Genomic DNA, 13,311 nt, shown 5'->3' on the forward strand with positions numbered 1-13,311 from the left:
ACCAGGCACGCGTGCGGCGAAGGGCATCGGTTCTCCTGCGGGCCAGGGCCCGACGCGGAGAGGAAGCGGAGCGCTAGCGGAAGCTCACCAGCTCCATCGTCAGGTTGCCGCCGTCCTTCTGCGACAGCTTCACCGGCAGCGGGTAACGGTCCGGCGCATACCATGCGCTGAAGCCGCGGTCGGCATCGGTGCGATCCACCCGCACGGCGTCGAATCGGCCGGCCGGCACGGTCACCTCCTGCTTGCCCGTGAGCTTGAACCGCTGCGTCTGGACTTCCTGCTTGACCGCCACCGGCAGCGCGACCTGCTTCTGCCCGTCGCGCAGCGCCAGCCCGATCGCCAGTGCGGTGGTGTTGCGTTCGACCATGCCCGGCCGCGCCGCATAGGTGATCGCGCCCTTGCCTTCGTCCACGGTGACCTGGCCCTTGTCCCAGTCCACCGTGACGTGGCGTTGCCGGGACTTGATCGCCGCATCCAGGCGGTAGTCGTAGCTGAGCGCCTCGGGCACGTCGCCCTTCCAGCGGAAGCGCGATACTTCGTCCAGGTTGGCGCCCAGCAGGGCGGCCAACCCCGAGGTGCCGCGCAGGTGCTTGCTGTATTGCCACTGGCCGTTGCCGAGCGGCTTGAGGCTGACGGTGGCCTCGCCCATCGGCGAGCCGTCCCGCAGCACGCGGTAGGTGGCGGTGAAGGCCTTGGGGGGAGCGGCGAGGGCCAGTCCGCTGGCGCCGGCGAGCAGCAGGACACCGGCGAGCCGGAGAAGGGGACGGAAACTCATGTGAGCGAGTGTGCCGTGACCACGCTGAACCTCCGGTTCAGACGACCGCAAGTCCGGCCGCGGTGAGGCGCAGCGGCAGGGCGAGCGGCGCGCCGTCCAGCCAGGGCGAGCCGTCGCGCCAGGCCAGGCGACCTTCGGCGATCAGCGCGACCACTGCCGGCAGCAATCGATGCTCCAGGGGCAACAGGCGCTGCGCGAGGCGCTGCTCGTCCTCGCCGGGCTCGATCGGCAGCACCGCCTGCGCCACCACCGGACCGCCGTCCAGTTCGGCGGTGACGAAATGCACGCTGGCGCCGTGTTCCAGGTCGCCTGCTTCCAGCGCGCGCCGGTGCGTGTGCAGGCCGCGGTACTTGGGCAGCAGGGAAGGGTGGATGTTGAGCATGCGCCCGGCCCAGGGCGCGATCGCCTCGCCATCGAGAATGCGCATGAAACCAGCCAGCACGACCAGTTCGGCACCGCTGGCGGCGAGCCGGCCGAACAGGTCCAGGTCGAACGCGCGGCGGTCCGGGTAGGTCTTCGGATCGAGCACCAGCGTGGGAATGCCCGCCTCGTCGGCCAGTCGCAATGCTCCGGCGGTGGCCTTGTCGCTGGCCACCAGCACGAATTCGGCGATCAGTTCGCCACGCTCGCGCGCAGCCAGCAATGCGGCGAGGTTGCTGCCGCGTCCGGAAGCCAGGACGGCGATGCGGAGAGGGTGGGGCATGTCTGTCTCTGCCGTTCGCCCCGGGCGTGCCCGTGGGCCGAAGGTCGGTGATCCTTTGACTTCGGCGCCGCGCGCGTACGATCGGGGAGGGCGGTCGTCCTGTATCAGCCGATGTGGACGCGCTCGTCGCCCTGCGCCTTGACGACCTCGCCGATCACGCTGCTGGCCAGGTCATGCCCGGCCAGCAGCGCCGCGGCGCCGTCGACCGCGGCGCGCGGCAGGATCACGGTGAAGCCCACGCCGCAGTTGAACGTGCGCCACATCTCCTCGCGTGCGACCTTGCCTTCGCGCATCAGCCAGTCGAACACCGGCGGCAGCACGATCGCGTTCGCGTCGAGCGCCAGGCCCAGGCCGTCGGGCACGACGCGTATGATGTTTTCCTTGAGGCCGCCGCCGGTGATGTGCGCCATGCCGTGCACGTGCCTGCCCTGCAGGAGCTCCAGCATGGGCTTGACGTAGATGGTGGTCGGCGTCATCAGCGCGTCGGCGAGCGTCACGCCGCCAAGGTCTAGATCGAGCGGGCTGCCGGCGCGCTCGAGGATCTTGCGGATCAGCGAATAACCGTTCGAATGCGGACCGGAAGACGCCACGCCGAGGATGACATCGCCGGCCACGATCGACTCGCCCGAGAGCAGCTGCGACTTCTCCACCGCGCCGACCGTGAAGCCGGCCAGGTCGTACTCGCCCGGGGGATACATGTCCGGCATCTCCGCCGTCTCGCCGCCGATCAGCGCGCAGCCGGCCAGCTCGCAACCCTTCGCGATGCCGCCCACCACCGCCACGGTGGTGTCGACGTCGAGCTTGCCGGTGGCGAAGTAGTCGAGAAAGAACAGCGGCTCGGCGCCCTGCACCAGTACGTCGTTGACGCACATGCCGACCAGGTCGATGCCGATGGTGTCGTGGCGACCCAGCTGCTGCGCGAGCTTGAGCTTGGTCCCCACGCCGTCGGTACCGGATACCAGCACCGGCTCCCTGTAGCGGCCGGCCAGGTCGAACAGGCCGCCGAAACCGCCGAGCCCGCCCATCACCTCCGGACGGAAGGTGCGCTTGACCAGCGGCTTGATACGTTCGACCACGGCATTGCCGGCGTCGATATCGACGCCGGCGGCGCGGTAGGTGAGGGCGTCGGACATGGCGAAGAAGGCCTTGGGGAAATCCCGCAATTCTACCAGCACGCTCCCCGCGGCGCGGCGTACCCGCGCGCGGGCCGGCCGGCGCGGCGGGAAACACCGCGCCTTGCGAGGTTGCGTCGGGCCGCGCCAATGGACGCTGGGGGCGGGATTGGGCAGACTCCCCCGTTATCCGAGCTTCCACGGACGAGCTTTGCCGATGCGCCTGTCACGCCTGTTTTTCGCCTTCCTTCTGTTGGGTTTCCTTGCGCCGGCGGCGTGGGCGCAGGTGCCCGCGTCCGTGCCGGGCTCGCCTTACGCGGTGGTGGTGCCGGTCGCCGACACCAGCGAGGCGCAACGTGACGAGGCGTTCGCCACGGCGCTCGCGCAGGTGCTCGAGCGCGTCGCCGGGGGGCAGGACCTGCGCAGCAAGCCCGGTTACGACGACGCGCTGAAGGGTGCGCCGGGCCTGGTGCAGCAGTTCCAGTACCAGCGCGCCGGCAGCGGCATCGTGCTGCAGGTGAACTTCGACCCGGGTGCCGTGCGCCGGCTGATCGCACAGATCGGCGTGCCGGCTGCGGGCGTCAAGCCGCCGGTGCTGGTGCTGGTGCACGGCAGCGACGGCAGCCTGCTTGGCCAGGATGCGCTGGGCGCGCTGGCGCAGGCCGCGGCGGCGCGCGGCTACCAGTTGGCCTATCCGGATCCGTCGCATGTGCCGGAAGCGGCCGCCGTGGCGAACGCCGACCCGACCGCGCTGGCGATGATCACCCAGCGCTACCACACCGGCCTGATCCTGGTCGGCAACCTCAAGGGCGGCAGTGCGGACTGGACCCTGGTCTCGGGTGGCAAGCCACTGCCGTGGAGCGACCAGGCACTCAGCACCGATGCCCTGCTGACCGATGCCGCCAACGGCCTGGCCGACCGCCTGGGCAAGCAGCTCAACGTGATCGGCGCCGGCATCAGCAGCGGCACGCTATGGGTGAGCAAGGTCGATTCGGCGCAGGCGTACGCCAACCTGCTGGCGATGTTGCGTGCCGATCCGTCGGTGCGCGAGGTGAACACGCTCGCCGCCGACAACGACGGCTTCCTGCTGGGCATCAAGTCGAGCACACCGACGACCGCGCTCGCCGCCAGCCTGGCCGCGGGCGGGCGGGTGATCCAGGGCTCGCCGCATGCAGGGGCGGACGCCAGCCTGCAGTGGCTCCATTGAGGCAAGGCCTGGTGTAGGAGCCCGCAAGCGGGGCCCTGCCAGGAAACGCCGTGCATCGCTCGAACGAGGCCCACCCGTGACCCACGACATTTCCCGCCGCTGGCAACTGCTCGCCATCGTGCTGGTGATCGGCTTCCTGATCTGGCTGCTGGCGCCGGTGCTGATGCCCTTCGCCGTCGCCGGCATGCTGGCCTACCTGGGCGATCCGCTGGCGGACCGGCTCGAACGGCTGGGCCTGAACCGGACCTGGGCCGTCAGCATCGTGTTCTTCGTGCTGACCCTGCTGCTGGTTGGCGCACTGCTGCTGCTGGTGCCGCTGATTTCCGACCAGATCGAGAATCTGGTCCACAACCTGCCGCGCTACGTGGATTGGATCCAGAACACTGCGCTGCCCTGGCTGCAACGCACGCTCAACCTCGATCCGGACGCGTTCGATACCAGCCGGCTGATGGCCGCGATCCGCGCGCACATCGGTTCGATCGGCGCGGTGGCGACCACCGTGCTGGGCACGGTCTCGCGCTCCAGCATCGGCGCGGTGATGTGGTTGACCAACGTGGTGCTGGTGCCGGTGGTGGCGTTCTATCTTCTGCGCGACTGGGACCGGCTGATCGCCTACATCGACAGCGTGCTGCCGCGCTCGGTACAGCCGACCGTCGCCCACCTGGCGCGCGAGTCCGATGCGGTACTGGGCGCTTTCGTGCGCGGCCAGTTGCTGGTGATGCTCGCGCTGGGCATCTTCTACGGCGTGGCGCTGACCCTGGTCGGGCTGTCGGTCGGCCCGCTGATCGGCATGGTGGCCGGCCTGCTCAGCTTCGTGCCCTACCTGGGCTTCATGGTCGGCTTCGGCGCGGCGATCATCGCCGCGCTGGTGCAGTACGGCGACTGGTCGCATCCGCTGATGGTCTGCGGCGTGTTCATCGTAGGCCAGTTGCTGGAAGGTTACGCGCTGGTGCCCAAGCTGGTCGGCGACAAGATCGGTCTGCATCCGGTAGCGGTCATCTTCGCCGTGCTCGCCGGTGGCTACCTGTTCGGCTTTCTCGGCGTGTTGCTGGCGTTGCCGGCCGCCTCGGTGATCATGGTGCTGTTGCGCTACCTGCTCGAGCGCTACCGCATGAGCGAGCTCTACAAGCAGCCGGGGGCGGACGACCCGCTGGTGGCCGAGGTCAAGGTGACCGTGGATGCGCCCGACGGCGCCAGGTATGGCGATGCCATGCCGCCCGCGCCGCGTGGCCCGGGCGACGGTTCGCCATGATTCCGCAATTGCCGCTCGCGCTGCGCTGGCCGCGCCGGCAGCGATTCGAGCATTTCCACGCCGCCGCCAATGCCGCCGCCCTAGCCGCCGTGCGAACCCTGGCCGAAGTGCCCGGGGCGCCTTGGGTGTACCTGCACGGCCCGACCGGCAGCGGGCGCAGCCACCTGCTGGTGGCTGCCTGCCAAGCCGCAATCGCGGCCGGACGGCGCGTGCAATACCTGCCGCTTTCGGCCATGCACGAACACATCGGGGCGCTGCGCGGCGTGGGCAGCAGCGAATTGCTGGCCATCGACGATCTGGGCGTGCTGGCCGGCGAGCGCGCCGCCGAGCACGCCCTGTTCGACTTGTACAACCAGGTGCGCGCGGAAGGCGGGGCGATGCTGTTCGCAGCCGATGCCGCGCCGGCGCAGCTGGGCATCGGCCTGCCGGACCTGCGCTCGCGCCTGGGCGCATGCACGCAATTCGCGCTCAAGGCCCTGGATGACGGCGAACGGCGTGCCGTGCTGCGCGAGCAGGCGGCCGCGCGCGGCATCGAGCTGGACGGGGCGGTGCTGGACTGGCTGTTCAGCCACTACGCCCGCGACCTGGCCGCGCTGCTGGACCTGCTCGATCGCCTGGACCAGGCCTCGCTGGCGGCCAAGCGCCGCATCACCGTGCCGTTCCTGCGCGAGTTCCTGCGCGAGGGCAGCGGGCAGGCCTGACCGCACAGGTGGGTTGCATCCCGCCATCGCGGTGCGATCCGCCGGGACTGGAACCCGCCCCTGCGTGACGGACCGGCGCGCCCGCGACAGGCGCGCCGCCGCCGTGCCTGTCATTTCCTGGTGCCGCCTTCAGCCTGCTTGCCTTCCTCGATCAGCTCGCGCACGCGCTGGCCACCCTTGTGGCCGAGCTCCGAGTAACCCTCGGGGCCGAGCTGTTCCTTGCGGATCTCACCGCCCTTGTGGCCGCCCTTCTGGCCGGCTTCCCGGACCGTCATGTCGCCCTGTCTTGCTGGTTGTCGCTGTGCTTTGCCATGTCGATACTCCCCGGTATGCGACCTGATGCCGCCGTGGATCATTTGCGACCGTTGCCGTGGCCTTCGGCCTGCTTGCCTTCCTCGATCAGTTCGCGCGTGCGCTGCCCACCCTTGTGTCCGCCGATTTCGCCACCCTTGTGGCCGGCCTCGCGCACGGTCATGTCGCCCTGGTCGTGCTGGCCACCGCCGGCATGCCTGCCGTGGTCGCTCTGCTCTTCCCGTGTTGCCATGTGCCCCTCCTTTCGTGTTGCGCGTCTAGTTCGGACGCTGTTCGCTCTGGCGTGCCTCGACCTGGCGGCCGCGGTTGATCAATTCGCGCACGCGCAAGCCGCCCTTGCGCCCCGCCTCGCGGACGCTGAGCTTGCCGCGCGCCCCGTCGATCGTGTCGGTGGGGTGCTGGTTCTTGTTGCTGCTGGACTGACTGCCTGGGGACTGTTGCCGGCTCATGGTTATCTCCGTTGGTACATCCGATCGGTTTCCTCGCAGTGCTCGGCTGGCCGCCTTCCCGGCGTCCAGCGGAGAGAGAGGGTCGGGCAGGGAGCCACGACCCGCTTCCGCCCACCGGCACTGGCGTGCACCGGTGGCGACGGACGCTCCCTCGTCCGCAGGGCGCCGCATCGTGTCGCGGGCCCTCCGGACGGGCAGGGGCGTTGCAATGCGGATGCCACCGCGGGCTGCGCCGCGAATGCGAACCTTGCGTCCGCGCGGCTGGAAAAAACGCTCGGGCTGGAAAGATCTACAGCAGCGCCCGGCTGCTGCCCGGGCAGGCGCGCGGGTGGCTGCGGCGACTGCTGGAGCGCGCCCCCGTGTGCGACCGCCAGGCATCCGGCCGAGCACGGGATGCGCTGCCGCAGGGACGCGTCCGCACACAAAAAAGGCGCCACGCGGGCGCCCCCTTGTGCGTGTCGACGGTGCCGCTCAGGCCTTGAGCAAAGCCGGCGTGGCCTGCGCACCGATGGCGTCGGTCATCGCCTTGGCCACGTTGAGGTTGGCGGCGATCAGGTTGCCGCTGGCGGGCATGCCGTCGCGGCCGGCGAAGTCGCCATAGCGCCCGCCCGCCTCGTGCACGAGCAGCACGCCGGCGGCCATGTCCCAGGGCTTGAGGCCGATCTCGAAATAGCCGTCGTAGCGCGCGGCGGCGGTGTAGGCCAGGTCCAGCGCGGCCGAGCCGGAGCGGCGGATGTCCTCGGCCTGGCCGAGCAGCGCGCGGGTCATCGCCAGCTGGCTGTCCAGATGTTCACGCTGGCGATAGGGAAAGCCGGTCGCGATCATCGCGCCGCCCAGGTTCTCGCGGCGCGACACGCGGATACGGCGGTCGTTGAGGTAGGCGCCATCGCCCTTGCTGGCGGTGAACAGCTCGTCGCGCAGCGGATCGAACACCACGCCATAGATCGGCACGCCTTTATCGACCAGCGCGATCGACACGGAAAAGTGCGGAATGCCGCGCAGGTAGTTGTGCGTGCCGTCGAGCGGATCGATCACCCAGGTGAGCGGGTTCTTGCCGGTCGCGCCGCCTTCCTCGGCGAGGATGGCGTGGTCCGGATAGGCGCGGCGCAGTTCCTTGACGATCTCGGCCTCGGCCAGGCGGTCGACTTCCGAGGCGAAGTCCATGCGGTGCTTCTCGACCACGTGCAGGCCGTCGATGCGGTTCATGTAGCGCAGGATCACGTTGCCTGCGGCGCGCGCGGCACGGGCCGCGATGGTGACGGCGGGTCTTGGCATGGCTTCGGCTTTGGGAAAAGAGCACAAATGCGGCCGGCGATTCTAGCAGAGCCGGCGTCGGGGCGTCCCGGCCGGCTATCCTTGGCGATCCTGCCTGCTGTTCCCGCCGCCATGACCGACTACGCCGATCTCGCCCGACTGTTCCGCTTCGTGCTGGTGCGCACCTCGCATCCGGGCAATATCGGCAGCGCGGCGCGGGCGATCCGCACGATGGGCTTCACCCGGCTGGAGCTGGTGGCGCCGGCCGAATTTCCCAGCCGCGAGGCTGACGCGCTGGCCGCCAACGCTGTGCAGGTGCTGGCCGAGGCTGGCGTGCATGCATCGCTGGTCGACGGCCTGGCCGGCGCGACCTTCGCGCTGGGCCTGTCGGCGCGCCGGCGCGGCGTGAACCTGCCGGAGCTCACCCCGCGCGAGGGGGCCGCGCAGGCGCTTGCGGCCGCGGCCCGCGGCGAGCAGGTGGCCCTGGTCTTCGGCAACGAACGCACCGGCCTGGAGAACGAGGAGCTGGCGCGCTGCCACGCGATGGTGCGCATCCCCAGCGTGGAGGACTACAGCTCGCTCAACCTGGCCCAGGCGGTGCAGGTGATGGCCTACGAACAGCGCCTGGCGATGCTCGGCGACACGCCGGTGGACGTGCCGCCGGAACACGACGAGCCACCGGCCGACGCGGCGCGGATGGAGCGCTTCTTCGAGCATCTGGGGCAGACGCTGGAGGACATCGAGTTCCACAAGGGTCGCGAGCCGACCACGATCATGTTGCGCCTGCGCCGCCTGTTCCAGCGCGCACAGCCGGACGAGCGCGAGTTGCGCATCCTGCACGGCGTGCTCGCCGATGCGCAGCGCATGGCGATGCTGACCAGGCGCCTGTAGGAGCGCTCCCGTGCGCGACCGCGTGCGTCACGGGTCGCGCACGGGTGCGCTCCTGCAGGGAAGTCACGGCGCCACCGGCTCCAGCTCCTCCACATACATCAGCTCGCAGGCGCCATCGCCGGTGTCGTCGCGACGCAGCGAGGTACGCCAGTGCCAGCCATCCGCGCGGCTGGCGTCGACCAGGAAGCCTTCCAGGTGCACCAGCTCGCCGGGGCGCACCTGCTTCATCGCATGGCGCACGCCGGCGTCGGCCGGGATGAGGTGCACGTTCGTGGCGGAGGTTTCGATTTCGCGACGCGGGATCGGGAAGTCGCGCACGTGCCAGTAGAAGAAGCGGTTGGACTGGCTGATCTCGATCCCGGCCAGCACCGCGCTGTCGGACATGCGTCCCCAGCCCAGCGCCAGGTCGGTCGGCGCAAGCGAGGCGCCGGCGTCCCAGCGGTAGTCCTCGCGCGAAAGCACGCGCGCGGTCAGTGCGATGTGGGCGCGGGTGCGCAGCACGGTGTCACCACGCTGGAGCACGGCGCCGTCGCGCAGGTCCACCTGTTCGGGCGCCTGCGCAGCCAGCACGCCCGGCGGCGGGTGCAGCGGGCGTTGTTGCCACCACCCCAGTGCACCCCACCCCAACAGCACCATCAATCCCAGCCACAGCAGCCGCTGCATCGGTGTTTTCCCCTGTGGATGCGTGTCAGGCACGCTTGCGCCGCAGGGCGTGGGCCGGCCCGGCCAGGTCCGGTTCGAGCAGGTCGGCCGGCAGGCCTCGCACCACCTCCGCGAAACGTTCGAGGAACGGTCCCAGCGAGGAGCTCTTGCGCCACACTAGCGCGATGCGGCGGCTTGGCGCGTGGCCGGCAAACTCGAGCAGCTTCACGTTGTCGGTGCGCGCCACCGGCGGCTTGATCGCCAACGTCGGCAGCAGGGTGATACCGACGTTCGCCGCGACCATCTGGCGCAGCGTCTCCAGGCTGGTGGCGCGAAAGCCCACCTTCTCGCCCGCGCCGGCCAGCTGGCACAGCTCCAGTGCCTGGTCGCGCAGGCAATGACCGTCCTCGAGCAGCAGCAGGCTCTCGTCCGACAGGTCGGCCAGCTTCAGGCGCGCCTTGCGGTGGGCCAGCGGGTGGTCGTCCGGCACGGCCAGCACGAACGGTTCCTCGAACAGGAACTCCGCATGCAGGCTGTCCTCGTGGATCGGCAGGGCGAGGATGCCCACGTCCAGCGAGCCTTCCCGCAGCATGCGCATGACCTGCTCGGTCTTCTCCTCGATCAGCAGCAGCTCCAGTCGCGGAAAGCGCTGGCGCACGGCTGGCACCAGGTGTGGCAGCAGGTAGGGCCCCAGTGTCGGGAACACGCCCAGGCGCAACCTGCCGGCCTCGGGGTCGCGCGTGCGCTGGGCGATGGCGCGGATCTCGTCCACCTCGGCCAGTACGCCGCGGGCGCGCCGGGCGATCTCGCGGCCGGTCTCGGTGAGCAGCACCTTGCGCGGCGTGCGCTCGACCAGCGCCACGCCGAGCTCGTCCTCGAGCTTCTTGATCTGCGTGGAAAGCGTCGGCTGGCTGACGAAGCTGGCCTCGGCGGCCCGCCCGAAATGGCGGTGCTCGGCCAGCGACACGAGATAGGCGAGGTCGCGCAGGTTCATGGCTTGCTCCAATAGGGCATGCCTATGATTGTGGTGCTGGCGATCGATAGGGGCAATGGCGGCCACCATCGGCGACGGAATTCTTTTTCCTGGAGCGGGGGCCCTTGCGCCAAGCCGACCCTCGCTTGCGGAGGGAGCCGCCGCCCGTTGCGGGCTTCACGCCGCCGCGGCCATGCCTTTTGGCACTGTGTCACAAGTCATGCCCGGCCTAGCTTCGGGTGTTGCCTTCACTGTTCCCGGGGAAAACACATGCGTCGACTCGTCAAACCGCTCGTGCTCACCGCGCTGGCCGCCTGTTGCGGCGCCGCCTTCGCCGCCACCACCGACCAGGTGCCGCACGGCAAGCTGCCGCGCTGGGCGGTGCCACAGTCCTATGCGCTGTCCTTCAAGGTGGATCCGGCGCAGCAGGATTTCTCCGGCACCACGCGCATCAGGGTCGACCTGAAGCAGGCGTCCGACCACATCTGGCTGCACGGCCACGACCTGAAGGTCTCGAAGGTCAGCGTGACCGACGCCTCCGGCAAGACCCATGCGGCCAAGTACGTCGAGGCCGCGCCGAAGGAAGGCGTGGTGCGCGTCGACTTCGCCGACACGCTCAAGCCGCAGGAACTGACCCTCGCCTTCGACTACACCGCGCCGCTCAACATGCAGCTGCAGGGCCTGTACAAAGTCAGCCACGAGGGTGTGCCGTACGCGATGACGCAGATGGAGCCGATCAGCGCGCGCTACGCCTTCCCCGGCTTCGACGAGCCCGATTTCAAGACGCCATTCGACATCAGCCTGACCATCCCCGAGGACGAGAAGGCGGTGGCCAACACCAAGCAGGTCAAGGAAGCGGCCGCCGGTGACGGCTGGAAGACGCTGACCTTCTCCACCACCAAGCCGCTGCCCACCTATCTGGTCGCCTTCGCCGTCGGCCCCTGGGACATCGTCGCCGGCCCGGACATCTCGCCGGACGCCTACCGCGCCACGCCGCTGCAGCTGCGCGGCATCGCCGCCAAGGGCGAGGGCCACCGCATGCAGCACGTGCTGTCGGAGACGCCGAGCATCATCCACACGCTGGAGGACTACTACGCCTTCGGCTATCCGTGGGACAAGCTCGACCTGCTCGCCGCGCCGGACTTCTCCGCCGGCGCGATGGAGAACGCCGGCCTGGTGACCTTCCGCGACTGGCTGCTGCTGCTCGACCCGGATTCGCCGGCGCAGTACGTGCGCGGCTCGTTCAACGTCAACGCGCACGAACTGGCCCACCAGTGGACCGGCGACACCGTCACCACCGCCTGGTGGAACGACATCTGGCTCAACGAGGCCTTCGCCACCTGGATGCAGCAGAAGGTGACGATGAAGGTGCACCCGGAATACCGTGCGGACCTCGACCGCGTCCGCGGTGCGCAGTACGCCATGGACAACGACGCCCTGGTCACCGCGCGCAAGATCCGCCAGCCGATCACCGGCAACGGCGACATCGAGACCGCGTTCGATTCGATCACCTACCAGAAGGGCGCCAGCGTGCTCGGCATGTTCGAGGGCTACGTCGGCGAGAAGACCTTCCAGCAGGGCATGCGCCAGTACATCCAGGACCACAAGTTCTCCACCGCCACCGCGGACGACCTGGTCGACTCGATCGCCAAGGCGGCCGACAAGGGCGAGGACTTCAAGCAGGCCTTCAAGAGCTTCCTCAACCAGCCCGGCGTGCCCTACGTGCAGACCCAGCTGGCGCAGAAGGACGGCCAGACCGTGCTCAAGCTCAGCCAGAGCCGCTACCTGCCGGTCGGCAGCAAGGGCGACGCGAAGCACGTGTGGGGCGTGCCGGTGTGCGTGCGCTATGGCACCGCCGACGGCAGCAAGGTCAACTGCGAGCTGCTGGAGAAGGCCACCGGCACGATCGCGCTGCCGGGCGCCAGCGCCAACACATGGGTGATGCCCAACGCCAACGCCAGCGGCTACTACCGCTTCGGCATGGACAAGGGCGACCTGGCCCGCCTGGGCGACCGGATCAGCCACCTCACCGACGCCGAGCAGCTGGCCTATGCCGACGCCGCCGACGCCAGCTTCCACCACGGCGACATCGACGCGGGCGACCTGCTGGCGGCGCTGAAGCCGTTGACCGCCTCGCGCGTGCGCGCGGTGGCCACCGCGCCGATCGCCAGCTTCGAGTGGATCGACCGCTACCTGGCTGCGACCGATGCGCAGCGCAACGCGCTCGATGCCTGGGCGCGGACCGCCTACCTGCCGCGCATGGAGCTGCTGGGCTACCACCGCAAGCCCGGCGAGCCGGATGACGATTCGCTGTTGCGCAGCACGCTGGCCGGCTTCCTGGCGCTGGACGTGAAGTTGCCGCAGGTGCGCGCGGAACTGCTCAAGCAGGGTGAGGCCGCGCTCCAGCGCAAGGCCGATGGCCACCTCAACCTCGATGCGGCCGATCCGGACCTGCTCGACACCGCGCTGGCGGTGGCGGTGCAGGAGCACGGCAAGAGCGCGGTCGATGCGCTGATCGCCGAGCTGCCCAAGACCTCCGACCCCGCCCAGCGCAATGCCATGCTGGCCGGCCTGAGCGCGGTCGAGGATCCGGCACTGGCCGAGCGGGTGCGCAACTTCGCGCTGGACAAGCAGGTCAAGGTCGGCGAGATGGCCGCCCTGCTGCGTGGCGGCCGCGAGACCCGCGCCGGGCGCGATGCGATGTGGAAGTGGGCGGTCGCCCATTACGACCGCATCGTCGAGCGCACTGGCAGCTTCGCCGGCGGTCGCCTGCCCGGCCTGATGGGCGGTGGCGGTTGCTCGCAGGAGGAAGCCGACCGCCTGCAGGCGTTCTTCAAGACCCGCGCCAAGGACGTCACCGGCGCCGAACGTGGCCTGGCGCAGACCACCGAGAACACCCTGCTGTGTGCCGCGCTGAAGGCCAAGCAGGATCCGCAGGCGATCATGCACTGAGGGCCAGGTCCCTGGCTTGAAACAGTACGCCGGGCGGAAACGCCCGGCGTCCTGCTTTATGAGCCATCCCATCGAAGGGCGCCTTCCG

Annotated in this window: 14 protein-coding genes; 5 read left to right on the forward strand and 9 right to left on the reverse strand. The window is 69.7% G+C overall.

Annotated features, from left to right (window positions below):
* Positions 1 to 73: 73 nt before the first annotated feature.
* The 3 genes from LQ771_RS01785 to purM all read right to left on the reverse strand — a co-directional run bounded on the left by LQ771_RS01785 (position 74) and on the right by purM (position 2,611).
* Positions 74 to 775 (reverse strand): DUF3108 domain-containing protein, encoded by a 702-nt coding sequence (locus LQ771_RS01785; protein ID WP_231350699.1) that lies wholly within the window; start codon positions 773 to 775, stop codon positions 74 to 76.
* Positions 776 to 812: 37 nt separating this feature from the next.
* Positions 813 to 1,478 (reverse strand): phosphoribosylglycinamide formyltransferase, encoded by a 666-nt coding sequence (purN, locus tag LQ771_RS01790; RefSeq protein ID WP_231350700.1) that lies wholly within the window; start codon positions 1,476 to 1,478, stop codon positions 813 to 815.
* 104 nt (positions 1,479 to 1,582) lie between these two features.
* Entirely contained in the window at positions 1,583 to 2,611 is a 1,029-nt protein-coding gene (gene purM, locus LQ771_RS01795; protein WP_231350701.1) for a phosphoribosylformylglycinamidine cyclo-ligase, read from the reverse strand.
* A gap of 196 nt (positions 2,612 to 2,807) precedes the next feature.
* Here purM and LQ771_RS01800 point away from each other — a divergent pair, with 196 nt between their 5' ends.
* The 3 genes from LQ771_RS01800 to hda all read left to right on the forward strand — a co-directional run bounded on the left by LQ771_RS01800 (position 2,808) and on the right by hda (position 5,750).
* Positions 2,808 to 3,797, forward strand: coding sequence for a DUF2066 domain-containing protein (locus LQ771_RS01800; protein ID WP_231350702.1), 990 nt, complete (start codon positions 2,808 to 2,810; stop codon positions 3,795 to 3,797).
* A 76-nt stretch (positions 3,798 to 3,873) separates the two neighbouring features.
* Entirely contained in the window at positions 3,874 to 5,049 is a 1,176-nt protein-coding gene (locus tag LQ771_RS01805; RefSeq protein ID WP_231350703.1) for an AI-2E family transporter, read from the forward strand.
* Entirely contained in the window at positions 5,046 to 5,750 is a 705-nt protein-coding gene (hda, locus tag LQ771_RS01810; RefSeq protein ID WP_231350704.1) for a DnaA regulatory inactivator Hda, read from the forward strand. Before LQ771_RS01805 ends, hda begins: the two co-directional genes overlap by 4 nt.
* A gap of 110 nt (positions 5,751 to 5,860) precedes the next feature.
* On the opposite strand, the gene LQ771_RS01815 is transcribed toward hda, so the two are convergent.
* The 4 genes from LQ771_RS01815 to LQ771_RS01830 form a co-directional block, all read right to left on the reverse strand.
* Positions 5,861 to 6,025, reverse strand: a complete 165-nt coding sequence (locus tag LQ771_RS01815) for a hypothetical protein (RefSeq protein WP_231350705.1) — start codon at positions 6,023 to 6,025, stop codon at positions 5,861 to 5,863.
* A gap of 77 nt (positions 6,026 to 6,102) precedes the next feature.
* Complete coding sequence (locus LQ771_RS01820; protein ID WP_231350706.1) at positions 6,103 to 6,294, reverse strand: hypothetical protein; 192 nt, start codon at positions 6,292 to 6,294, stop codon at positions 6,103 to 6,105.
* Between the two features lie 25 nt (positions 6,295 to 6,319).
* Entirely contained in the window at positions 6,320 to 6,511 is a 192-nt protein-coding gene (locus LQ771_RS01825; protein WP_231350707.1) for a hypothetical protein, read from the reverse strand.
* Positions 6,512 to 6,982: 471 nt separating this feature from the next.
* Positions 6,983 to 7,786, reverse strand: a complete 804-nt coding sequence (locus LQ771_RS01830) for an inositol monophosphatase family protein (protein ID WP_231350708.1) — start codon at positions 7,784 to 7,786, stop codon at positions 6,983 to 6,985.
* Between the two features lie 111 nt (positions 7,787 to 7,897).
* Here LQ771_RS01830 and LQ771_RS01835 point away from each other — a divergent pair, with 111 nt between their 5' ends.
* Positions 7,898 to 8,656: an RNA methyltransferase gene (locus tag LQ771_RS01835; protein WP_231350709.1), complete on the forward strand. Its 759-nt coding sequence runs from the start codon at positions 7,898 to 7,900 to the stop codon at positions 8,654 to 8,656.
* Positions 8,657 to 8,719: 63 nt separating this feature from the next.
* On the opposite strand, the gene LQ771_RS01840 is transcribed toward LQ771_RS01835, so the two are convergent.
* Both LQ771_RS01840 and oxyR read right to left on the reverse strand, forming a co-directional pair.
* The gene (locus LQ771_RS01840; RefSeq protein WP_231350710.1) at positions 8,720 to 9,319 is read right to left on the reverse strand and encodes a hypothetical protein; all 600 of its coding nucleotides are present in this window, start codon (positions 9,317 to 9,319) and stop codon (positions 8,720 to 8,722) included.
* 25 nt (positions 9,320 to 9,344) lie between these two features.
* Entirely contained in the window at positions 9,345 to 10,292 is a 948-nt protein-coding gene (gene oxyR / locus LQ771_RS01845) for a DNA-binding transcriptional regulator OxyR (protein ID WP_231350711.1), read from the reverse strand.
* Between the two features lie 249 nt (positions 10,293 to 10,541).
* On the opposite strand from oxyR, the gene LQ771_RS01850 reads away from it, so the two are divergent.
* The gene (locus LQ771_RS01850; RefSeq protein WP_231350712.1) at positions 10,542 to 13,223 is read left to right on the forward strand and encodes a M1 family metallopeptidase; all 2,682 of its coding nucleotides are present in this window, start codon (positions 10,542 to 10,544) and stop codon (positions 13,221 to 13,223) included.
* Positions 13,224 to 13,311 lie beyond the last annotated feature (88 nt).

Source organism: Frateuria soli, assembly GCF_021117385.1.
Classification (GTDB): Bacteria; Pseudomonadota; Gammaproteobacteria; order Xanthomonadales; family Rhodanobacteraceae; genus Frateuria_A; species Frateuria_A soli.